The sequence below is a fragment of the Sphingomonas colocasiae genome (assembly GCF_019880585.1).
GTDB classification, from domain to species: Bacteria; Pseudomonadota; Alphaproteobacteria; order Sphingomonadales; family Sphingomonadaceae; genus Sphingobium_A; species Sphingobium_A colocasiae.
This window is the reverse complement of record NZ_JAINVV010000003.1, coordinates 1-20,095: the sequence shown is the minus strand read 5'-3', so window position 1 is coordinate 20,095 and position 20,095 is coordinate 1. Positions and strand designations below refer to the sequence as shown.

General features: G+C 64.7%; 19 protein-coding genes and 1 pseudogene. 9 read left to right on the top strand and 11 right to left on the bottom strand.

Features of this window, described 5'->3' with window-relative positions; genetic code table 11:
• Nucleotides 1–37: 37 nt before the first annotated feature.
• From K7G82_RS03865 to K7G82_RS03855, 3 genes are all read right to left on the bottom strand, one after another.
• Nucleotides 38–1,207 carry a winged helix-turn-helix domain-containing protein gene (locus K7G82_RS03865; RefSeq protein ID WP_222988535.1) on the bottom strand — a complete coding sequence of 390 codons (1,170 nt, stop codon included), beginning with the start codon at nucleotides 1,205–1,207 and terminating at the stop codon, nucleotides 38–40.
• Complete coding sequence (locus K7G82_RS03860) at nucleotides 1,204–1,464, bottom strand: hypothetical protein (protein ID WP_222988534.1); 261 nt, start codon at nucleotides 1,462–1,464, stop codon at nucleotides 1,204–1,206. The genes K7G82_RS03865 and K7G82_RS03860 overlap by 4 nt, the downstream gene beginning before the upstream one ends.
• Before the next feature lie 66 nt (nucleotides 1,465–1,530).
• Nucleotides 1,531–2,163 carry a carbonic anhydrase gene (locus K7G82_RS03855; RefSeq protein ID WP_222988533.1) on the bottom strand — a complete coding sequence of 211 codons (633 nt, stop codon included), beginning with the start codon at nucleotides 2,161–2,163 and terminating at the stop codon, nucleotides 1,531–1,533.
• Nucleotides 2,164–2,231: 68 nt separating this feature from the next.
• Here K7G82_RS03855 and lipA point away from each other — a divergent pair, with 68 nt between their 5' ends.
• A complete protein-coding gene (gene lipA / locus K7G82_RS03850) occupies nucleotides 2,232–3,164 on the top strand; it encodes a lipoyl synthase (protein ID WP_222988532.1) in 933 nt (310 codons plus the stop codon).
• 15 nt (nucleotides 3,165–3,179) lie between these two features.
• Nucleotides 3,180–3,656, top strand: a complete 477-nt coding sequence (locus K7G82_RS03845; protein ID WP_222988531.1) for a type II toxin-antitoxin system RatA family toxin — start codon at nucleotides 3,180–3,182, stop codon at nucleotides 3,654–3,656.
• Here K7G82_RS03845 and K7G82_RS03840 read toward each other — a convergent pair.
• The 3 genes from K7G82_RS03840 to K7G82_RS03830 are packed head-to-tail and all read right to left on the bottom strand — an operon-like array spanning nucleotide 3,602 to nucleotide 5,935.
• A complete protein-coding gene (locus tag K7G82_RS03840; protein WP_222988530.1) occupies nucleotides 3,602–4,144 on the bottom strand; it encodes a CinA family protein in 543 nt (180 codons plus the stop codon). The two genes, K7G82_RS03845 and K7G82_RS03840, sit on opposite strands and share 55 nt — an antisense overlap.
• A 31-nt stretch (nucleotides 4,145–4,175) precedes the next feature.
• A complete protein-coding gene (locus K7G82_RS03835) occupies nucleotides 4,176–4,775 on the bottom strand; it encodes a hypothetical protein (protein WP_222988529.1) in 600 nt (199 codons plus the stop codon).
• Nucleotides 4,772–5,935 (bottom strand): bifunctional 2-C-methyl-D-erythritol 4-phosphate cytidylyltransferase/2-C-methyl-D-erythritol 2,4-cyclodiphosphate synthase, encoded by a 1,164-nt coding sequence (locus K7G82_RS03830; protein WP_222988528.1) that lies wholly within the window; start codon nucleotides 5,933–5,935, stop codon nucleotides 4,772–4,774. Before K7G82_RS03830 ends, K7G82_RS03835 begins: the two co-directional genes overlap by 4 nt.
• A gap of 95 nt (nucleotides 5,936–6,030) precedes the next feature.
• Between K7G82_RS03830 and dusB the strand changes: the two genes are divergently transcribed.
• From dusB to hflX, 7 genes and pseudogenes are all read left to right on the top strand, one after another.
• Nucleotides 6,031–7,029 carry a tRNA dihydrouridine synthase DusB gene (gene dusB / locus K7G82_RS03825; protein ID WP_222988527.1) on the top strand — a complete coding sequence of 333 codons (999 nt, stop codon included), beginning with the start codon at nucleotides 6,031–6,033 and terminating at the stop codon, nucleotides 7,027–7,029.
• Nucleotides 7,005–8,123, top strand: a complete 1,119-nt coding sequence (locus tag K7G82_RS03820; protein ID WP_222988526.1) for a two-component system sensor histidine kinase NtrB — start codon at nucleotides 7,005–7,007, stop codon at nucleotides 8,121–8,123. Before dusB ends, K7G82_RS03820 begins: the two co-directional genes overlap by 25 nt.
• The gene (gene ntrC / locus K7G82_RS03815; RefSeq protein ID WP_222988525.1) at nucleotides 8,123–9,562 is read left to right on the top strand and encodes a nitrogen regulation protein NR(I); all 1,440 of its coding nucleotides are present in this window, start codon (nucleotides 8,123–8,125) and stop codon (nucleotides 9,560–9,562) included. The genes K7G82_RS03820 and ntrC overlap by 1 nt, the downstream gene beginning before the upstream one ends.
• A gap of 138 nt (nucleotides 9,563–9,700) precedes the next feature.
• The gene (locus K7G82_RS03810; RefSeq protein WP_222988524.1) at nucleotides 9,701–11,935 is read left to right on the top strand and encodes a sensor histidine kinase; all 2,235 of its coding nucleotides are present in this window, start codon (nucleotides 9,701–9,703) and stop codon (nucleotides 11,933–11,935) included.
• A gap of 3 nt (nucleotides 11,936–11,938) precedes the next feature.
• Nucleotides 11,939–13,330 (top strand): nitrogen assimilation response regulator NtrX, encoded by a 1,392-nt coding sequence (gene ntrX, locus K7G82_RS03805; RefSeq protein ID WP_222988523.1) that lies wholly within the window; start codon nucleotides 11,939–11,941, stop codon nucleotides 13,328–13,330.
• Between the two features lie 60 nt (nucleotides 13,331–13,390).
• Nucleotides 13,391–13,942: pseudogene (gene hfq / locus K7G82_RS03800) on the top strand (RNA chaperone Hfq); the annotation flags it as partial.
• A gap of 56 nt (nucleotides 13,943–13,998) precedes the next feature.
• Nucleotides 13,999–15,288 (top strand): GTPase HflX, encoded by a 1,290-nt coding sequence (gene hflX / locus K7G82_RS03795; RefSeq protein WP_222988521.1) that lies wholly within the window; start codon nucleotides 13,999–14,001, stop codon nucleotides 15,286–15,288.
• A gap of 41 nt (nucleotides 15,289–15,329) precedes the next feature.
• Here the strand turns inward: hflX and mazG are convergent, their stop codons facing one another.
• From mazG to metG, 5 genes are read right to left on the bottom strand one after another with little or no spacing between them, the layout of a single operon-like run.
• A complete protein-coding gene (gene mazG, locus K7G82_RS03790; RefSeq protein WP_343228523.1) occupies nucleotides 15,330–16,094 on the bottom strand; it encodes a nucleoside triphosphate pyrophosphohydrolase in 765 nt (254 codons plus the stop codon).
• 51 nt (nucleotides 16,095–16,145) lie between these two features.
• Nucleotides 16,146–16,742, bottom strand: a complete 597-nt coding sequence (locus K7G82_RS03785; RefSeq protein WP_222988520.1) for a retropepsin-like aspartic protease family protein — start codon at nucleotides 16,740–16,742, stop codon at nucleotides 16,146–16,148.
• Nucleotides 16,739–17,506 (bottom strand): MBL fold metallo-hydrolase, encoded by a 768-nt coding sequence (locus K7G82_RS03780; RefSeq protein ID WP_222988519.1) that lies wholly within the window; start codon nucleotides 17,504–17,506, stop codon nucleotides 16,739–16,741. The genes K7G82_RS03785 and K7G82_RS03780 overlap by 4 nt, the downstream gene beginning before the upstream one ends.
• 25 nt (nucleotides 17,507–17,531) lie before the next feature.
• Nucleotides 17,532–18,308 (bottom strand): TatD family hydrolase, encoded by a 777-nt coding sequence (locus K7G82_RS03775; RefSeq protein WP_222988518.1) that lies wholly within the window; start codon nucleotides 18,306–18,308, stop codon nucleotides 17,532–17,534.
• Between the two features lie 3 nt (nucleotides 18,309–18,311).
• On the bottom strand, nucleotides 18,312–19,862 hold the full coding sequence (metG, locus tag K7G82_RS03770) for a methionine--tRNA ligase (protein ID WP_222988517.1): 1,551 nt from the start codon (nucleotides 19,860–19,862) through the stop codon (nucleotides 18,312–18,314).
• Nucleotides 19,863–20,095: the final 233 nt, after the last annotated feature.

The window sequence follows — 20,095 nt, the reverse complement described above, 5'->3', positions numbered from 1 at the left end:
CCTGCGCAAAGCGTGGGGAGGAGAGTAAAATAGGCGACTATCCTCCGCTTGGGTGAACACCGTCCGCCAGGCCCAGCCAGGCCGACATCCGCTCCAGTTCGCCGGCCAGAGCGTCGCGGCTGTCTGCGGGAGCGCCGGGCTCGAAGCCCATTTTCTGCACAATCAGCCGCCCGCGCTGGCGATCGGCCTTCACATCGACGCGCCCCACCAACGCACCGTCGAGCAGGAAGGGCAGGTCGTAATAGCCATGCGCCCTTCTCTCTGCCGGTGTGTAGATGCCGATCCGGTAATGAAAGCCGAACAGGCGCTCGGTTCGCGCGCGCTCCCAGATCAACGGATCGAAGGGCGCCAGCAGCGCCGCTCCACCAATCCGGCGCGGCCAATGCGCATCGCGATGGACGAAGACCGGCTTTGCCCAGCCGTCGACGCGGACCGGCAGCAACAAGCCTTCCTCGACAAGCGCCGCAATCGCGGCCCCGGCTTCATGCGGTTTGAGCCGGAAATAGTCGCGCAATTCACTTTCGGACGCGATGCCGAGCGCCCGCGCCGCACGCTCGATCAATGCGCGCTGCGCATCGGCTTCATCGGGTGTCGGCAGCGCAAGGATATGCGGCGGGATGACGCGTTCGGTGAGGTCGTAGACACGCTCGAAGCTGCCCCTGCGGGTGGCGGTGGTGATATGGCCCGCCCAGAACAGCCATTCGAGCACACGCTTGGAATCGCCCCATTCCCACCAGCCACTGCGGCTCCGGCCATGGTCGAAATCGGAAATGGCGACGGGCCCGCCCTGGCGGATCCGGTCGAGCACCGTTTCGGCTTCGCCACGGCGTTCGGTCGCATAGGCGCGCAGGGCCGACCAGCCCGATCCGCCGCGATCCGCGCGCGCCATGCGCCAGCGGAGCAGGGGATGGAATTCGAGCGGCAGCAGCGACGCTTCATGCGCCCAATATTCGAACATGCGGCGTTCGCGCTTCGGGCCCCAGGCGGCGCGATCGAGCAGGCCGCGATCATAATCGCCGAGCCGCGAGAATGCCGGGAGATAATGCGCGCGCGTGACGACGTTGACACTGTCGATCTGATGAAGCCCCAGCCGTTCGATCGTGCGGCGAAGGTGGCCCTGATCCACTTTGACGGGCCGGGCGCGCCCGAACCCCTGCGCCGACAGCGCGATCCGCCGCGCCTGGCCCGGCGTGATCCGTTCGGTCACGTCCGCCCGATGCGCGACGCGGCCCAGGCATAGTCCTCGGCAGCCTTCCGGTCCTTGGCATCCTTGAAGACGGTGCCTGGATCAGGGGCTGCCCCCAGGGCGTGCATCAGCGTCCACAAGGCGAAGCGCCGGCCGGCGTCGCGTTCGGTGCCGAGCGCCACGCCCAGCCGCTCCAGCCCCGTATCGAGCGCGGCATCGTCGAGCGTCTCGATCGCGGCCGTCCCGAAATAAAAGGTCAGAAGCTCGTCGAAATCCATGATAGCCCGATATATTGCGCGATCGCCCGCAGTTCGACCAAAATCACGATCGCGACAAGATCGTCGTCAGGCCGGCCGGAATTCATCCGTCCGCGTGTCGAGCAGATGCAGCGCACCGTCCGCGATCGCGAAATAGGCGCCATGAATGGTCAGCTTGCCCGCGGCTTCGCGCTCGGGAATGCAGGGGAAGGTCCGCAGATTGGCGATGCTCACGCGCACGGTTTCCAGTTCCAGCGCGCGAACGGCCTCCGGCCCGTCTCCCAGTTCGCCTGCGATCCGGTCGCGCGCCTCGTCGAGCAGATCGACCCAATGCGCGATGAAGCCGCCTTCGCCGGGCGCCGCATGCGCGAAACGGCGCGTCAGCGCGGCATGGACGCCACCGCACGCGCCATGGCCGAGCACGACGATCTCCGGCACCTCGAGCTGGGTCACCGCGAATTCGAGCGCCGCCGACACGCCGTGACGACCGCCGCCCAGTTCGAACGGCGGCACGAGATTGGCGATGTTGCGCACGACGAACATCTCGCCCGGCGCGGTGTCGAAGATCTGGGTGGGGTCGACTCGGCTGTCCGAACAGGCGATCACCATCACCTTGGGGCTCTGCCCTTCGGCAAGCTCGGACCAGCGTTCACGCTGGCGGGCCCAGCCGGTTTCACGGAAGCGGCGATAGCCGGAAAGGAGCGCGTTGAAGTCTGTCATGGACATGCGCGTTAGCCTGATGGGGGCAGGGGTGGCAACCGGGCGATGAAATCGCTATCTGCGCCTGCATGAGCGAAGCCGATCCTGCCATCACCCCCGAAGCCCGCCCGCCGCGCCAGCGCAAGCCCGACTGGATTCGCGTCAAGGCGCCCACCAGCGTTGGCTTCGGAGAAACACGCGCATTGATGCGCCGGCTCAACCTGGCCACCGTCTGCGAAGAGGCCGCGTGCCCCAATATCGGCGAGTGCTGGACGAAGAAGCACGCCACGGTGATGATCCTGGGCGACGTCTGCACGCGCGCATGCGCCTTCTGCAACGTCAAGACGGGCATGCCGCGCAAGGTGGACCCGCTGGAGCCCGAGCATGTCGCGGTCGCCGCCGCCGAGCTGGGGTTGGAGCATATCGTGATCACCTCGGTCGATCGTGACGACCTGCCCGATGGCGGCGCGTCGCAGTTCGTGAAGGTGATCGAGGCGCTTCGCCGCAACACGCCGAAGACCACGATCGAGATTCTGACGCCCGATTTCCGCAACAAGGCGGAAGCGGCGGTCGAGGCGATCGTCGCGGCGCGGCCCGACGTCTACAATCACAATCTGGAAACGGTGCCCCGGCTTTATCCGACGATCCGGCCCGGTGCGCGCTATTATGCGTCGCTGCGCCTGCTCGAATCGGTCAAACGCCACGATCCCTCCATCTTCACCAAGTCGGGCGTCATGCTCGGGCTGGGAGAGGAGCGGCTGGAAGTCCATCAGGTGATGGACGACATGCGATCGGCTGATGTCGATTTCCTGACCATGGGCCAGTATCTGCAGCCCACGCCCAAGCACACCAAGGTGATGGAGTTCGTGACGCCCAAGGCGTTCGATGCCTATGCCGCCATCGCGCGCGCCAAGGGCTTCCTGCTCGTGGCATCGTCGCCGCTGACGCGCTCCAGCTACCATGCCGGCGAGGATTTCGAGCGCATGCGCGCCGCGCGCGAGGCGAAGCTGGCGCGCAAGTGATCCGGGGCTGAGCATATGCCCCGCCATTCGGAAACCCGCCATCTTCCCTATTCGCCGCAACATGTGTTCGATCTGGTCGCGGATGTTCCCAGCTACCGGGAATTCCTGCCCTGGGTGAGCGCGGTGCGGGTGCGTTCGAACAGCGAGACCGAAATGGTCGCGGACCTGATCGTCGGCTTCTCCGCGCTGCGCGAGACCTTCACGTCACGCGTGAAGAAGGATCGTCCGCATACGATCAGCGTCGACTATGTCGATGGGCCGCTCAAATATCTGCGCAACGAATGGGCCTTCCGCCCCGATGGGCAGGGCGGCACCTTCGTCGATTTCGCGGTGGATTTCGCGTTCCGCTCGTCCTTGTTCGAACGGCTGGCGGGGCAGATGTTCGATCGCGCGCTGAGAAAGATGATCGGCGCGTTCGAAGCACGCGCGGCGGCGCTTTACGGCGCCGGCGATCCGGGCATCAGCAGTTCGAGCGCGCACAGCGCCGCCTGAAGCCTGATCCCGCCACGGCCGAGATCGCCGAATTCCCGGCTGTCGGCAATGATGTCCTCCGGATCGGACTGGCGTTCGGCACGCGCGAAGACGACGGTTCCGACGGGCTTGCGCTCGCTGCCGCCGTCCGGCCCCGCGACGCCGGTGATCGCGACCGCGACATCGGCGTCCGATCGGACGATCGCGCCGCGCGCCATCGCCCAGCCGACGGCGATCGAAACCGCGCCGAAGGTTTCGAGCACGTCCAGGCTGACGCCGAGCATCGCGATCTTGGCTTCGTTCGAATAGGTCACGAAACCGGCCTGAAAAACGTCCGACGATCCCGGAATCTCGGTCAGCGCCGCGCTTACCAGTCCGCCGGTGCAGCTTTCGGCGACCGCGATCCTGCGGCCGGCGGCTCGGTTGGCCTCGATCACCCGGCGCGCGGCATCGACCAGCACGGCGGGCAGGGTGGTGTTCTTCTTCTTGACGGTAGCGGTCACAAGCATCTCGAATTTCGTTACAACGCCTCAACAAGCGTCAGGGTTGCGCCCTTTCGGCCGCACCGGCGGGTGCGGCGACGGGGCATATCCTCAGATCATCCTCCCAGTGCGGGTTCTTCTTGTTCTTTTCGACGTTCTTCTCCGTATTGTCCTCGGAAACGATCTGCAGGATCGTCGTGAAAAGGCCCGCCAGATTTTGCGGGGGCAGCGGATCCAGAAGGCTCGCGAATCGGTCGGCCGCGACGCATTCCTTCGGTTTGATCTTGGCGATCGCTTGCGGGATCAGGCTCTCAATCATCGCGCGCGTCGCGTCCGCATCGATCAGAGGATTGAGTTTCGCCTTGTCCATGCCGCTGATCTTCAGCATCGCCTTGTGCGCGACGGGCCAAAGCGGTGCCCCGATCGCGCGATAGCGCTCGGCGAGCGCGCGCGATGACTGATTGAGATAGGCGGTTTCGGGAAGATAGGGCTTGCAGGTCGTGCTGGCAGCCTCGATCAGCTTGGGGGCGAGCGAAAGCAGCACAGCGTCGACCTCTTCCGGCTGCAGGCATGGCTTCGCCTTGGTCTGGGCGGCGACAGGCGTGGCCAGCAGCGCCAGTGCGCCCAGGATCAGCGAAAGCGGCGATCGAGGCTTCATATGAGGTCCCCCAATGCGATCGTGGCCACCGCCTGCGCTGCGATCCCCTCGCCACGGCCGGTAAAGCCCAATCGCTCCGTCGTTGTCGCTTTAACGCTAACCCGGCCCAAGTCGAGCCCGAGCAATTCGGCGATGCGCGCCTGCATGGCGGCGCGGTGCGGGCCGACCTTCGGCGCTTCGCAGATGATGGTCAGGTCCACATGCTCGATCCGGCCGCCGGCATCGGCGATGAGCCCGGCGGCATGGCGGAGGAAACGATCCGAGGAGGCCCCCCGCCATTGCGGATCGGAAGGCGGAAAATGCTGGCCGATATCGCCGGCGGCGATCGTGCCCAGCAGCGCATCGGTCAGCGCGTGGAGCGCGACATCGGCGTCGCTGTGCCCCGAGAGCCCCTGGCGATGAGGGATGCGGATGCCGCCGAGCCACAGTTCCTCGCCGTCGACGAGGCGATGCACGTCATAGCCCATGCCCGTCCGGATGGATGTCCGCGCGGAGAGCCGGGCTTCCGCCGCGGCGAAATCGGCGGGATGCGTGATCTTTTCCAGCGCTGGATCTCCTTCGACGATCGCGACCGGATATCCGCCCGCGCGTAGGATCTGTGCATCATCGGTCGCGTCGCGATCGGCGGGCCAGTCGCGGTGCGCCGCCACGATATCGGCGAAGCGGAATGCCTGCGGGGTCTGTACCCGCATCAGTCCGTCGCGCGGGACGGTATCGCCCAGCACATCGCCGGCGCGCGCCAGCGTGTCCGCGACGGGCAGGGCAGGGATGGCGCCCGCATTCTCGTCGAGCGCGGCGAGCAACCGATCGATCACGGCCGCCGGCAGCAACGGACGCGCGGCATCATGGATCAGCACATATGAGGCGGAGGCGATAGCGGCGAGGCCATTGAATACCGACTCGCGGCGCGTGGCGCCTCCCATCACGAAATGATGGTCGCCGACAGCGGCGCGGGCTTCGGCTTCCTGGCCTTCGCCGATCACGATCACGATCTGGTGGATCGCAGGATGGCGGCGGAAGGCCGCGACGCTGTGCGCCAGCACCGCGCGGCTGTCCAGACGCGCGAATTGCTTGGCCACGGCACCGCCAGCGCGCTCGCCTTTTCCGGCGGCGACGATCAGCGCGACGACTGGTCCCTTTGCATCCATCGGCGCGCGCATAGAGGTTGATTGCCCCGGGTGGAAGCCACACCGCACCGATCGCTTGCCGGATGATCCCAATCCCGCTATGGCGCTGCCTCTTTTTTAGGCAAATGATGACCAAGCTCGCTCCCATCGATATCGGCCCCGTGCGGATCGACATGCCGGTGATCCTGGCGCCGATGACCGGCGTCACCGATCTGCCGTTCCGTTCGCTCGTCCGTCGTTTCGGCTCGGGATTGAACGTGACAGAGATGATCGCCAGCCAGGCGGCGATCCGCGAGACGCGCCAGTCGATCCAGAAGGCGGCATGGGATCCGGCAGAAGAGCCCGTTTCCATGCAGCTTGTCGGCTGTACCGCCAAGGAAATGGGGGAGGCCGCCAAATTGAGCGAGGATCGCGGCGCCGCGATCATCGACATCAATATGGGCTGCCCGGTGCGCAAGGTGACCAACGGCGATGCAGGATCGGCGCTGATGCGCGACCTGAAGAATGCCGCGTCGCTGGTCGAGGCCACGGTGAAGGCGGTTTCGGTGCCCGTCACGCTCAAGATGCGCATGGGCTGGTGCCATGACAGCCTGAACGCGCCCGAACTCGCCAGGATCGCCGAGGATCTGGGCGTGAAGCTGGTGACCGTCCATGGCCGCACCCGCAACCAGATGTACAAGGGATCGGCGGACTGGGCGTTCATCCGCAAGGTCAAGGATGCCGTCTCGATCCCCGTGATCGCCAATGGCGATATCTGCTCGATCGAGGATGCGGAAACGGCACTGGCGCAATCCGGCGCTGATGGCGTCATGATCGGGCGCGGCGCCTATGGCCGCCCGTGGCTGCTCGGCCAGGTGATGCACTGGTTCCGCACCGGCCAGGCGCTTCCCGATCCGTCAATCGAGGAGCAATATCACGCGATCATAGGCCATTACATGGCAATGCTCGATCACTATGGCGAGTTTACCGGCGTCAACATGGCGCGCAAGCATATCGGTTGGTACACCAAGGGACTGCCGGGATCGGCTGAGTTCCGCAATGCGGTGAACCAGGAACCCAAGGCGGAAACGGTGCTGGCGATGCTGGCGGAATTCTACGGTCCATGGCTCTCCCGGGCAGCCGCCTGATCCGCCTGGGCCGGCGGCCGGCCCCGTCATCGCGCCCCGGATCGCCGGCACTGGCGGAACTGTTCGCGATATTGCCGACGCCGATGCTCGTGATCGACCCGGACGGGCTGATCACCGAAGCCAATGTCGCAAGCGAGACGCTGCTCAATCTTGGCCGCAACGCCATTATCGGCCGATCGATGGAAACGCTGACGGGGCATCCGCTGACCTCGATGGCGAAGGATTCGCCATTCTCCGCCTTCGACCTCCCGATCGATCTGCCGGGTGGGCGCACCCAGAATGTCGATATGATGGCGGCGCCGATGCCCGATCATCCCGGCTGGCGCGTCGTCACCATTCATGTCCGCTCGACCACGCATCTGGTGGGGCGTCGCACCGAACGCGAAGGCGGGAAGCTGACCGCGGTCGGCGCGGCGGCGATGCTCGCGCACGAGATCAAGAACCCGCTTTCGGGCATTCGCGGCGCCGCGCAATTGCTCGACAAAAGCGTCGAACCCGACGCTCGCGACCTGACGCGGCTGATCCGCGACGAGGTGGATCGGGTCGCTGCGCTCATCGATCGCATGGAGGGTTTTACCGATACCCGGCATATCGAGCTCGAACCGCAGAATATCCATGCGATCCTCAGCCATGCCCGCGAAGTCGCGCGCCAGGGCTTCGCCCGCGCCATTCCGGTCCGCGAAGCCTATGATCCGTCGCTACCCGAAGTGCTGGGGCATCGCGACTCGCTGGTCCAGATCTTCATAAACCTCCTGAAGAATGCGGCCGAAGCGATTGGCGATCGTGAAGATGGGCAGATCCTGCTCAGGACCGCCTATCGCCATGGCGTCTCCTTTCTGAAACATGGCGCCGACGGCAAGCAGGCGCTGCCGATCGAGGTCTGCGTGATCGACAATGGCCCCGGCGCGCCGCCCGAACTCGCCGAACATCTGTTCGATCCCTTCGTGACCTCCAAACGGACCGGGAGCGGACTGGGGCTCGCACTGGTCGACAAGCTCGTCACCGATCAGGGCGGTGTGGTTGAATATGCGCGTGAAGGACATCCGGAAATGACCGTTTTTCGCCTCTTGCTGCCACGGGCCCGGGATCGCTGATGATCAGTGGCCGCATCCTGGTGGTCGATGACGACGCCGCGATCCGCACCGTCGTGCGCGAGGCGCTGCGGCGCGAGGGTCATGAGGTCGAAACCGCCGCGTCCGTCGCCGAACAGCGCAAGGCGATGGCACGCTTCGCGCCGGACCTGCTGGTAACGGATGTCATGCTGCCCGACGGCAACGGGCTGGATCTGGTGCCCGAGATGCTGGCCGACCATCCCGGCATGCCGGTGATCGTGCTTTCCGCGCAGAACACGCTGGCGACCGCGGTGCGCGCGACCGAGCAGGGCGCGTTCGAATATCTGCCAAAACCCTTCGATCTGGAGGAATTGTGCCGCGCCGTAGCCGACGGGCTGCGCAGCCGCGCCACGCGCACCGATGTCGAACCCGAGGGGATCAAGGAAGACCTGCCGCTGATCGGCCGCTCTCCGGCGATGCAGGACGTCTATCGCACGATCGCCCGCGTCGTCTCCAACGAACTGACCGTTCTGGTCTTCGGCGAGTCCGGGACGGGCAAGGAACTGGTCGCGCGCGCGATCCATGATCTCGGCGCACGGCGGGGAAAGCCCTTTGTCGCGATCAACATGGCGGCGATCCCGCGCGAACTGATCGAATCCGAGCTGTTCGGCCACGAACGCGGCGCCTTTACCGGCGCGCAGGCGCGCACCGCGGGCAAGTTCGAACAGGCCCAGGGCGGCACATTGTTCCTGGACGAGATCGGCGACATGCCGATGGAAGCCCAGACCCGATTGCTGCGCGTGCTGCAGGAAGGCGAATTCACCACGGTGGGGGGCGCCAGATCGATCCGTGCCGATGTGCGGATCATCGCCGCCACCCACAAGGACCTGCCGGCGATGATCGCGAACAACATGTTCCGCGAGGATCTGTTCTACCGGCTCAACGTCGTGCCGGTTCATTTGCCGCCACTGCGCGACCGGCCGGGCGATATCGCCGAACTCGCGCGCCATTTCCTCGATCGCGCGGGGCAGGAGGGGCTTTCGCGCAAGCGGCTTGGCCCGGATGCGCTCGCGCGACTGACCGCGCATGGCTGGCCGGGCAATGTCCGCGAGCTCGAAAACCTGATGCGCCGCCTCGCCGCGCTGAGCCGCGAGGAAGTGATCGGCGCCCGGCTGATCGATCAGTCGCTGTCAGGCGGCGCTGAAACCCCCTTGCCATTGCTGGTGGGACGGGGGCTGTCCGATGCGGTCGAAGCCAGCCTTTCCGGCTATTTCGCGAGCTTCGGCGACGAACTGCCGCCCGATGGCCTTTACGATCGCGTGCTGGCCCAGATGGAGGAGCCCTTGCTGCGGCTGACGCTGGCGGCGGTGCGCGGCAACCAGCTTCGCGCCGCCGACCTGCTCGGGATCAACCGCAATACGTTGCGCAAGAAACTGACCGATCACGCGATCGACCTAGCGAAGCTGCGTCGCGGCCCCTGAGACGATTGCCGGATCGGGTGCGCCGGATCGTGCCGGGCATGCGATGGGCATTCCTCCATTTCGGCGCAGAGTGTGTTTGTCTTGCAACGGGAATGTTGTAAGCAAGCAACGGTGAACGCGCTCGATCGTGACTTTTCGATGAAACCGGCCCGGTGGCGGCGCGCGCTGACAGCCTTTTATCGTCGCAACAATCTGGTCGCCTGGGTCGAACTGGCAACGCTTGCGCTCGCGATCGCGATCCTGATCGCCAGCTATTTTATCGTCACTGCGGAATCGACGGCCGATCGCCTCCTGTCGCCGGCGATGGTGGCGCTGCTGCTGATCTCCAATCTCGTACCCGGCGTCGCATTGCTGGTCCTGATCGGACGGCGCATGGCGAAGCGCCGTGCCGCCCGGTCGCTGGTGGGCGGGGGCGGGGGATTGCACGTCCGGCTGGTCGCCCTGTTCTCGCTGATCGCGGCGGTGCCGACCTTGCTGGTGGTGATTTTCGCTTCGCTGCTTTTTCAATATGGCGTCGAATTCTGGTTTTCCGACCGAGCGCGCGGCATGCTCGAAAATGCGAGTATCCTGGCGCAGGAAACCTATGCGCAGAATCGCGACGACGTGCAGGCGCAAACCGTCACAATGGCGTCCGACCTGATCCAGTTCCTGCAGGAAGCGCCGATCGAGAACCCGCTGTTCCAGGAGGCGTTCGCGCGCCAGGTTTATCAGCGCGAACTGTCCGAAGCCGCGATCCTCGTCGCAAAGCCCGGCGTCGGCTTGCAAACGCTGATCATGGTCGATCCCTATGTTCGCGGCGAAACCAATGTTGTGAAGCCGGAGGTGATGGAGAAGATCCGCCGCGGCGCCCCGGCGGTGGTTACCGAAACCAACGACCGGATCGAGGCGGTCGTGCCGCTCGGGGTCAAGGAAGAAGCCTATTTGTGGGCGGCGCGCGTCGCCAATCCGAAGATGCTTGCACAGGCCCAGCGTGCGGACACGGTGCTTCAGGACTATAAGCGATTGCTCGGGCGGTCGCGCGCGCTGCAACTCCAGTTCAACATCGCCTTGCTTGCGGTCTCGCTGCTGATCGTGGGCGCGGCCGTGTTCATCGCGCTCGCGGTCGCGGACCGGATCGTGCGCCCGCTCGGAGACCTTGTCGATGCGGCGCAGCGCATCGCCGGCGGTGACCTGACGGCGCGCGTTGAGCAACCCGTCCGCCAGGACGAGATCGGCAGCCTGGCCAACGCCTTCAACCGCATGACGCGGCGGATCGAGGAGCAGACCGGCGCACTCGAAAGCCGACGCGCCTTTATCGAGGCGGTTCTGTCGGGCGTCAGCGCCGGCGTGGTTTCGGTGGACGTCAACGGCAAGATCCTGTTGATGAACAGCCAGGCCGCCGCCCTGCTGAAGGTCGGACCGCTTCACGCCGTCGGGCGGAGCCTGGGCGATCTGGCCCCCGAACTCGGCGCGCTTGCGGCAAGCGGCGACCGCAGCGAGATCGTCCAGTTCAATTCCACCGGGGAGGCGCGGACGCTGGCGGTCCGCGTGGTCGGGGACGAAAGCGGGCGGGTGCTCACCTTCGACGATATCACGCAGCAATTGCTCGACCAGCGCCGCGCCGCCTGGTCCGACGTCGCCCGCCGCATCGCACACGAGATCAAGAATCCGCTGACCCCCATCCAGCTCGCCGCCGAGCGGCTGCAGCGCCGCTACGGCAAGCAGATCAGTGACGAGACGGGGACGTTCACGCGCCTGACCGAAACGATCGTGCGCCAGGTGGCGGATCTGCGCCGGATGGTCGACGAATTCTCGTCCTTCGCCCGCATGCCCAAGCCGGTGTTCCGGCCGGAATCGCTGACCGACATCGCGCGCCAGTCGCTCTTCCTCCACGAAGTCGCGCACCCGGAGATCCGCTTCAACTTCGAGCAGGAGGAAGATGTTCAGCCGATGGTCTGTGACCGGAGACAGATCGGGCAGGCCTTGACCAATCTCGTCAAGAATGCGGTGGAAGCCATTGAACCAAAATCAGAAGTGAGCGAGGGCGATTATACCGGCGAAGTGACGCTTTCGATCACCCGGCGTAACGATCCCGCACGCTTGACCGTGACGGTCACCGACAATGGCATCGGCCTGCCGCAGGAGCGCGACCGGCTGGTCGAACCCTATGTCACAACGCGCGTGCGCGGCACCGGCCTGGGCCTGGCGATCGTGAAGAAGATCGTGGAGGAACATTTCGGTACGATGCAGTTCGCCGACAACCCCGGTGGCGGCACGATCATCACGACAAGCTTCGACCTCGATATGCTTGCCAATATCGCCTGCGACGATGCGGCGATCGATCTCGACCAGGACGAAAAGACCCCGCGGCTGACGCGGAAAGGAGAAGGCTGACCCATGGCGCTAGACATTCTGATTGTCGATGACGAGCAGGATATCCGGGACTTGGTGTCGGGCGTGCTCGAGGATGAAGGCTATTCCCCTCGCACCGCGGGCAACAGCGACGCCACCTTGGAGGCCATTGCCGAGCGCAGGCCCTCGCTGGTTCTGCTCGACGTCTGGCTGCAGGGCTCCAGGCTCGACGGGCTCGATCTGCTCGACGAGATCAAGCGCCGCGATCCCTCCTTGCCGGTGCTGGTGATGTCGGGCCACGGCAATCTCGACACCGCGGTCGCCGCGATCCGGCGCGGTGCGGTCGATTTCATCGAGAAGCCCTTCGAGGCGGCACATCTGCTCCACCTCGTCAGCCGTGCCACCGAAACCGAGAAGCTCCGCCGCGAAAACGCCTCGCTCAAGGCCCAGATCGGCCGCGAGGAGGAACTGACCGGCAATTCGACCTCGATCAACGCGGTCCGCGCCACGCTGAAGCGCGTGGCGGCGACGGGCAGCCGTGTGCTCGTGACCGGTCCGGCGGGCGTCGGCAAGGAAGTCGCGGCGCGGCTGCTGCACATGTGGAGCAATCGGGCGGCGGCGCCGTTCATCGTCGTCAGTTCTGCGATGATGGAGCCCGAACGCGTCGAGGACGAATTGTTCGGGGTGGAGGAGGGGGGGGAACTCGTCCGCCCCGGCCTGCTCGAACAGGCGCATGGCGGCACGCTGTTCCTCGACGAGGTGGCGGACATGCCGCTCACCACCCAGGCCAAGATCCTGCGCGTGCTGACCGACCAGAGCTTCACCCGCGTCGGCGGCCAGCGGGTGGTGAAGGTCGAGTTTCGCGTGGTTTCAGCCACTTCGCGCGATCTGAGCGAGGAGATTGCCGCCGGGCGTTTCCGCGAAGATCTCTATTACCGGCTGAATGTCGTGCCCGTGCATATTCCGCCGCTGTCCGAGCGGCGCGAGGACATTCCCGGGCTGATCGATCATTTCGTGGCGCGCTATGCCAATGAGCGCCGGGTGCCGCCGCCCGGTGTCGCGGGCGACGCGATCGCCGCGCTTCAGGCCTATGACTGGCCCGGCAATGTCCGTCAGCTCCGCAATGTCGTCGAGCGAACGATCATCCTGGCGCCCGGCGACCGGATCGGCCAGATCGATCTGGACATGCTTCCCCCCGAAGTGATGGGCGCGCAGGGCGATGCCAGCATGGGCGGCAATGCCGCGTCGGCGATCATGGGCGCTCCGCTCCGCGAGGCGCGCGAAACCTTCGAGCGCGAATATCTGCGCATCCAGATCCGGCGTTTCTCCGGCAATATCTCGCGTACGGCGAGCTTCATCGGCATGGAAAGATCGGCGCTCCATCGCAAATTGAAGCTGCTCGGCATGGCGGATTCGAAAACCGACGGCGACGAATGACCGGACGGCGGTGGACGAAGCCGCCGCGACGCACTAGATAGGAGGCGCCACAACGGCAGCCCAAGCCCGCCGCAACGGGCGACCGCGGACCGCGATCCGCCAAGAACAGGACACTTAGAAATGGCCGACAAGATCAACAATCTGCAGGATATTTTTCTCAACACGCTGCGGCGCACCAAGACGCCGGTCACCATGTTCCTGGTGAAGGGCGTGAAGCTCCAGGGCATCATCACCTGGTTCGACAATTTCTCGGTGCTGCTGCGCCGCGACGGCCAATCGCAGCTGGTCTACAAGCATGCGATCTCCACCGTCATGCCCGCGGCGCCGATCGATCTGAAGCCGATCGAAAAGGCTTTCGACGAGAGCCGCGGCAAATCCAAGTCGTTGCAGGAAGTGTTCCTGAGCGCGGTCCACAAGTCCGAAGCGCCGGTCACCATGTTCCTCGTCAACGGCGTCATGCTGCAGGGCGAGATCGTGGCATTCGATCTGTTCTGCATGTTGCTGCAGCGCGACGGGCTGTCGCAGCTTGTCTACAAGCATGCGATCTCGACTGTGCAGCCCGCCCATCCGCTCAACCTCGCCGAGGAGAGCGGAGATACGGACGAGGATTGAAGGCGCCGGATCACTCCGTCATTCCCGTGACGGCGGGAAAGGCGGAATGAGGGTCTATGAGCGTATTTCAGCGTAGCGAAGACGAAGGACTGGCGCGCGGTGCGCGGGCGATCGTGGCATTGCCCGACACCGGCGGCTCCGCGCGCGATTCCGATGCCCGGCTGGAGGAGGCCGCCGGCCTTGCCGAGGCCATCGGCATCGACGTGATCGACAAGCTCCATTTCCGCGTGCGCCAGCCCAAGCCGGCAACATTGTTCGGCAGCGGCCAGGTCGATCAGCTCGCCGTCGCCGTCCAGCAGAACGAAGCAGAACTGGTGATCGTCGATGCCTCGGTGACGCCGGTGCAGCAGCGCAATCTGGAAGACAAGCTCAAGGCCAAGGTAATCGACCGGACCGGCCTGATCCTCGAGATTTTCGGTGAACGCGCCGCGACCGCCGAAGGGCGGTTGCAGGTGGAGCTGGCGCATCTCGATTATCAGGCGGGCCGGCTGGTGCGCAGCTGGACCCACCTCGAGCGCCAGCGCGGCGGTTTCGGCTTTCTGGGTGGTCCCGGCGAAACGCAGATCGAAGCCGACCGACGTATGATCCGCGATCGGATGGCCAAATTGCGCCGCGAGCTTGCCGATGTACGGCGCACGCGTGGACTTCACCGCGATCGACGACGGCGCGCGCCTTGGCCGGTGATCGCGCTTGTCGGCTATACCAACGCCGGAAAATCGACGCTTTTCAACCGGATGACCGGCGCCGACGTCATGGCGGAAAACCTGCTGTTCGCAACACTCGACCCGACAATGCGGCAGATCCGTCTGCCGGGCCTCGACAAGGCGATTCTCTCCGACACGGTGGGCTTCGTCTCCGATCTGCCGACCCAACTCGTCGCGGCATTCCGGGCGACGCTGGAAGAAGTGACGGCAGCCGATCTGATCGTCCATGTCCGCGACATCGCGCACCCCGACAGTGAAGCGCAGAAGGCGGATGTCGAGCAGGTGCTCGCCGAAATCGGCGCGCGTGAGGACACCCCGGTGATCGAGGCGTGGAACAAGGTCGACCTGCTCGACCCCGAAACACGGGCGGAACTGACGGGGGAGGCAGCCCGCCGCGATGATGTCGCGATGCTGTCCGCACAGACGGGGGAGGGCGTCGATGCGCTTCGCCAGACGGTATCGGACCTGTTGACCGCGCAAAACCGCGTTCGCACCGTGCGGCTTTCGCAGGCTGATGGCGCCGGCATCGCCTGGCTGCACCGCCATGGCGAAGTGCTCGATACCGTGGAGGAAGGCGAATTGCTGCGCATCGACGTGCGTATTTCGGAACTGGATTGGGGACGGTTCGAGGCGCGGGGATAAAAGGTCCTGCTTTCTCGCCCCCGTGCTGCGGCAAATTCCGGCTATTGCCTCGGAGCCTTCGCCTTCACGCGTTCCCAGAGCGCATCCTTCTCCTCCAGCGGCAAGCCGTTGAACATCTCGCCGGCTTCGGCCTCCATCGCACGGAAGCGCGTTTCGAACTTGCGATTGGCGCGCCGCAACGCGGCCTCCGGGTCGATGCCCAGATGGCGCGACCAGTTCACGCAGGCGAAGAGCAGATCGCCGATTTCATCCTCGAGTTCATCCGCCCCTGAACACTGTTCAATTTCAGCAAGTTCCTCATCGATCTTCAGCCGGGGCCCTTCGGCATCCGGCCAGTCGAAGCCGGTTCTGGCCGCCCGCTTCTGGAGCTTCTCGGCGCGCAGCAGCGCGGGCAGGCCCAGGGCGACACCGGCGAGCGCACTCTTGTCGGGCTTGGCGTCGCGCTCGGCCGCCTTGATCGCTTCCCATTGCGCATGGCCGGTCTCGCGAGGATCGGATCCGAAGACATGCGGATGACGGCGGACCATCTTTTCGGAGATGGCGGTGACGACGTCGGTGATCGCGAAATGGCCGGCTTCCTCGGCGATGCGCGAATGGAACACGACCTGGAGCAGCAGGTCGCCGAGTTCGTCCTTGAGATCGTTCATGTCACGGCGCGCGATCGCGTCGGCGACTTCATGGGCTTCTTCGATCGTGTAGGGCGCGATCGTCTCGAAGCTCTGCTCGATATCCCAGGGACAGCCATTCTCGGGATCGCGCAAACGGGCCATGATCGCGACCAGATCGTTCAACGGGGGGCTCGACACCGAGGCAGCTCCATAAGTTCGATAATATACATTATGTAAAGCTCAGATCGATCAGCCCTCAAGGATCAGCGTGCGCCCTTCCACGCGCCAACTCTTCAGAGAGGACAGGAAATTCATGCCGAGCAGGTTCGTGTCGCCCAGTTCCTCCATCACGAACACATGCATGCCCTCGCGCTCGATCGGCCCCAGTTGGAAGCGATCGATGCTTGAGCGTTGCGCCTCCGCCAATCCATTGGCGGTTTCCACGATCGCCGGATAACCGGCTCCATCGAGCGCGATGCCCACGGCCTTCGCCGTATCGCGCGACATCGACGTCACCGTCGCGCCGGTATCGATCATGAACCGGACGCTGTGACCGTTGACGATCGCCACGGCATAATAATGCCCATCCTCGGACGCCGGAATGCGCAGACTGCCGCCGACCGTCTCCGCGCTTTCGCCGACAGCCGCCGTCTTCACTTTCTGCCAGATCGCGCCGAAATCATCGCGCAGCGCCACGATCACGAAAAGCCCGGCGAAAATCGCGACCCAGGCCAATGCCATCTTGAGCGTCTGCCGCATCGGCAACCGCCTGGCAGCCAGTGCGCTGCCGACAAGTACCAGCCCGCCGACAGCATATATCAGGCTGATCGATTGATCCTCGTTCAAGCGGTTCCGGCCTCCAACCCATCCCAGCCCGGTTCGACGCCGGCCGGCAGCATGGCGCACAATGTCGCATAATCCATCGACTGGTCCATATGCGTCAGGATGGCGCGGCGCGGCGACTGGTTTTCGATCCAGTTCAATGTGAGTTCGAGGTGCGGATGCGTCGGATGCGGCCGATGCCGCAGGGCATCCACAACCCAGATATCCAATCCTTCGAAAAGAATCTTCATATCATGTGTGAATTCATTGAAATTGGTGGAATAAGCGATCGATCCCTCCGGTCCGTCGAAGCGCAGCCCCGCCGACGTGATCGTACCGTGCGGCTGATCGACCACCCGGATACGGATATCTCCGAGTATCCAGTCGTCTTGCAGGACTTGTCCCGTCACCGTCGGCGGATAGCCGTCCTTGCCGTCAAAGGCATAGGCGAAGCGCGAATGGAGCGACGCGAGCGTTCCCGCGCGCGCATAAGCCTCCACCGGTCGCTCGCGGACATGGAAAAGCTGGCGCAGATCATCAAGGCCGTGGCAATGATCGGCATGATCGTGCGTCCAGATCACCGCGTCGACATCGGCCACATCGGCCTTCAGCAACTGCTCGCGCAGGTCCGGCGAGGTATCGACCAGGATCCGCGTCGTCGCGCTTTCGACGATGATCGACGCGCGGCTGCGCCTGTTCCTGGGCTCGGCCGGATCGCAGTCGCCCCAGTCATTGCCGATGCGCGGCACTCCCGACGATGTGCCGCATCCAAGGATGCGCAGCTTCATCGCAGCGTCCCGCGCGCCGTACCGATCATGCGGCCGCTTTGGCGAACAGGGCCCGGAAATTGCGCGTCGTCTGTTCGGCGAGTTGCTCGACGCTGACGCCGCGCAATTCCGCAAGGAAGCGCGCGGTATCCGCGACATGGCCGGGTTCGCAGGTCTTGCCGCGATGCGGCACCGGCGCCAGGAACGGCGCATCGGTTTCGATCAGCAGCCGGTCTGCGGGCAGTCGTGCCGCAGTTTCCTGCAGATCCCTGGCGCTCTTGAACGTCACGATCCCTGAAATCGAGATATAAAGCCCAAGTTCCAATGCCTTGTCGGCGAATTCTCCACTGGCGGTGAAGCAGTGGATAACGCCGGGATAGGCGCCCTTCCCCATTTCCTCGCCCAGGATCTCCGCCGTATCCGCCTCGGCATCTCGGGTGTGGACGATCAGCGGCAGGCCGGTTTCGCGCGCCGCCGCGATATGCGCGCGAAAGCTCGTCTTCTGCTGCTCGCGATCCGAATGGTCGTAATAATAATCGAGCCCGGTTTCGCCGATGCCGATCACGCGATTGTGCGCGGCCTTGGCGACGAGCTTCGCGGTATCGACATCGGGATGATGGTCCGCCTCGTGCGGATGGATGCCGACAGTCGCCCAGACATCGGCCTCGCGCTCGGCGGTGGCGATGACGTCATCCCATTCGCGCTCGCGCGTCGCGATGTTGAGCATCGTGCCGACGCCGGCGGCGCGCGCACGCGCCAGCACCGCCGATTGCTCCTCGATCAGCCCCTTATAGTTCAGATGGCAATGGCTATCGACGAACATCGTTTACGCCTCCGCCGGCAGTTCGAGCCGCGGGAAGATCGGGCTCGGCGGCGCAAGCGTGAAGTCCGACGCCACAAGGGCGTCATACCAGCCATCGTCTTCCAGCGCCGCGAAATCGCGGGCTTCGGCTCCCATCTGGTCGAGCAGCTTCGCCGACGCCGCCGGGATCACCGGCGCGATGACGATCGCAAGATCGCGGATCGCGCGATACAGCGTCGCCAGCACCGCCATCATGCGCTCCGGGTCGGTCTTGCGCAGCGCCCAGGGCGCCTGGGCGTCGATATACTGGTTGCAGGCGAACACGCCGCGCAGCCAGGCTTCGATGCCCTGAGACAGGCCGAGATCGGCAAAGGCGGCGGGCACGTCCTTGCGCGTGATCTGCGCGATCAGCGCCAGCAGATCGGTGTCCGCAGGCTCGCCACGACCGCCGCTCGGCAGCGCGCCGAGATTCTTGGCGATGAAGCTCAGGGTGCGCTGCGCGAGATTGCCGAAGCTGTTGGCGAGATCGGCGTTGCAGCGCGTGACGATCGCTTCGGCGCTATAGCTGCCGTCATTGCCGAAGGTCACTTCGCTCAGCAGGAAGTAACGCAACTGGTCGACGCCGAACGCCTCGGCGAGTTCGAGCGGATCGGCGACATTGCCGAGCGATTTCGACATCTTCTCGCCGCGATTGAGCAGAAAGCCGTGGCCAAACACCTGTTTAGGCAACGGGATGCCCGCCGACATCAGGAAAGCCGGCCAGTAAACGGCGTGGAAACGCACGATATCCTTGCCGATGATGTGATAATCGGCCGGCCAGTATTTACGGAATGCCTCGCCATCCTCGGGATAGCCCACACCCGTCAGATAATTGGTCAGCGCATCGACCCAGACATACATGACATGACCGTCGCTGCCCGGCACCTTCACGCCCCAGTCGAAGCTGGTGCGCGAGACCGACAGGTCCGACAAGCCACCCTCGACGAAACGCATCGTCTCGTTGCGGCGGCTGTCGGGCCGGATGAAATCGGGCTGCGTATTATAGAGATCGAGCAAGGGCTGCTGATATTTGGACAGCCGGAAAAACCAGCTTTCCTCTGCCGTCCAGGTGACGGGCGTGCCCTGGGGGGACAGTTTCTCGCCCCCTTCCCCTTCGACCAGTTCCTTCTCGTCGTAAAAGGCTTCGTCGCGGATCGAATACCAGCCTTCGTAACGATCGAGATACAGGTCGCCATTCGCCTCCATCGCCTGCCAGATCGCCTGGCTGGCAACATGGTGCGCGGGCTCGCTGGTACGGATGAAGCGATCGTACGAAATGTTGAGACTGTTATCCATTTTCTTGAAATAAGACGACATTTCTTCCGCCAGAGCGGCGGTTTCGATCCCCTTGTCGCGCGCCGTCTGAACCATCTTCAGCCCATGCTCGTCGGTGCCGGTCATGAAGAAGACGTCGCGGCCCATCAGCCGCTGGAAACGCGCGATCGCGTCGGTCGCGATCGCTTCATATGCGTGTCCGATATGGGGGCGACCATTGGGATAGCTGATCGCGGTGGTGATATAAAAGGGCTTGGCCATGCCGCGGCTTTAGAGTGGTTCAGAGGCAGGTGGCAACACCTGCCGGCCCGGGAGCCACGGCAAACTCCCGATTGGCGGATGCGCCAAATCAGATCGGCTCGACAGAGCGCCGCATAGTCGCGGGGCGGCTCAGAATCTGTTTGGAAATGCGCCTATGGCGCATTGCTGCACCGGCCCGCTCCCCCCCCCCCCCCCCCCCCAACTAATCGCCGGGGGGGGGGGGGGGGGGGGGG

Excerpts from the sequence above, each read along its gene's own strand:
- K7G82_RS03860 (WP_222988534.1), bottom strand. The coding sequence starts at position 1,464 with ATGGATTTCGACGAGCTTCTGACCTTTTATTTCGGGACGGCCGCGATC.
- K7G82_RS03855 (WP_222988533.1), bottom strand. The coding sequence starts at position 2,163 with ATGACAGACTTCAACGCGCTCCTTTCCGGCTATCGCCGCTTCCGTGAA.
- lipA (WP_222988532.1), top strand. The coding sequence starts at position 2,232 with ATGAGCGAAGCCGATCCTGCCATCACCCCCGAAGCCCGCCCGCCGCGC.
- K7G82_RS03845 (WP_222988531.1), top strand. The coding sequence starts at position 3,180 with ATGCCCCGCCATTCGGAAACCCGCCATCTTCCCTATTCGCCGCAACAT.
- K7G82_RS03840 (WP_222988530.1), bottom strand. The coding sequence starts at position 4,144 with ATGCTTGTGACCGCTACCGTCAAGAAGAAGAACACCACCCTGCCCGCC.
- K7G82_RS03835 (WP_222988529.1), bottom strand. The coding sequence starts at position 4,775 with ATGAAGCCTCGATCGCCGCTTTCGCTGATCCTGGGCGCACTGGCGCTG.
- K7G82_RS03830 (WP_222988528.1), bottom strand. The coding sequence starts at position 5,935 with ATGCGCGCGCCGATGGATGCAAAGGGACCAGTCGTCGCGCTGATCGTC.
- dusB (WP_222988527.1), top strand. The coding sequence starts at position 6,031 with ATGACCAAGCTCGCTCCCATCGATATCGGCCCCGTGCGGATCGACATG.
- K7G82_RS03820 (WP_222988526.1), top strand. The coding sequence starts at position 7,005 with ATGGCTCTCCCGGGCAGCCGCCTGATCCGCCTGGGCCGGCGGCCGGCC.
- ntrC (WP_222988525.1), top strand. The coding sequence starts at position 8,123 with ATGATCAGTGGCCGCATCCTGGTGGTCGATGACGACGCCGCGATCCGC.
- K7G82_RS03810 (WP_222988524.1), top strand. The coding sequence starts at position 9,701 with ATGAAACCGGCCCGGTGGCGGCGCGCGCTGACAGCCTTTTATCGTCGC.
- ntrX (WP_222988523.1), top strand. The coding sequence starts at position 11,939 with ATGGCGCTAGACATTCTGATTGTCGATGACGAGCAGGATATCCGGGAC.
- hflX (WP_222988521.1), top strand. The coding sequence starts at position 13,999 with ATGAGCGTATTTCAGCGTAGCGAAGACGAAGGACTGGCGCGCGGTGCG.
- K7G82_RS03780 (WP_222988519.1), bottom strand. The coding sequence starts at position 17,506 with ATGAAGCTGCGCATCCTTGGATGCGGCACATCGTCGGGAGTGCCGCGC.
- K7G82_RS03775 (WP_222988518.1), bottom strand. The coding sequence starts at position 18,308 with ATGTTCGTCGATAGCCATTGCCATCTGAACTATAAGGGGCTGATCGAG.
- metG (WP_222988517.1), bottom strand. The coding sequence starts at position 19,862 with ATGGCCAAGCCCTTTTATATCACCACCGCGATCAGCTATCCCAATGGT.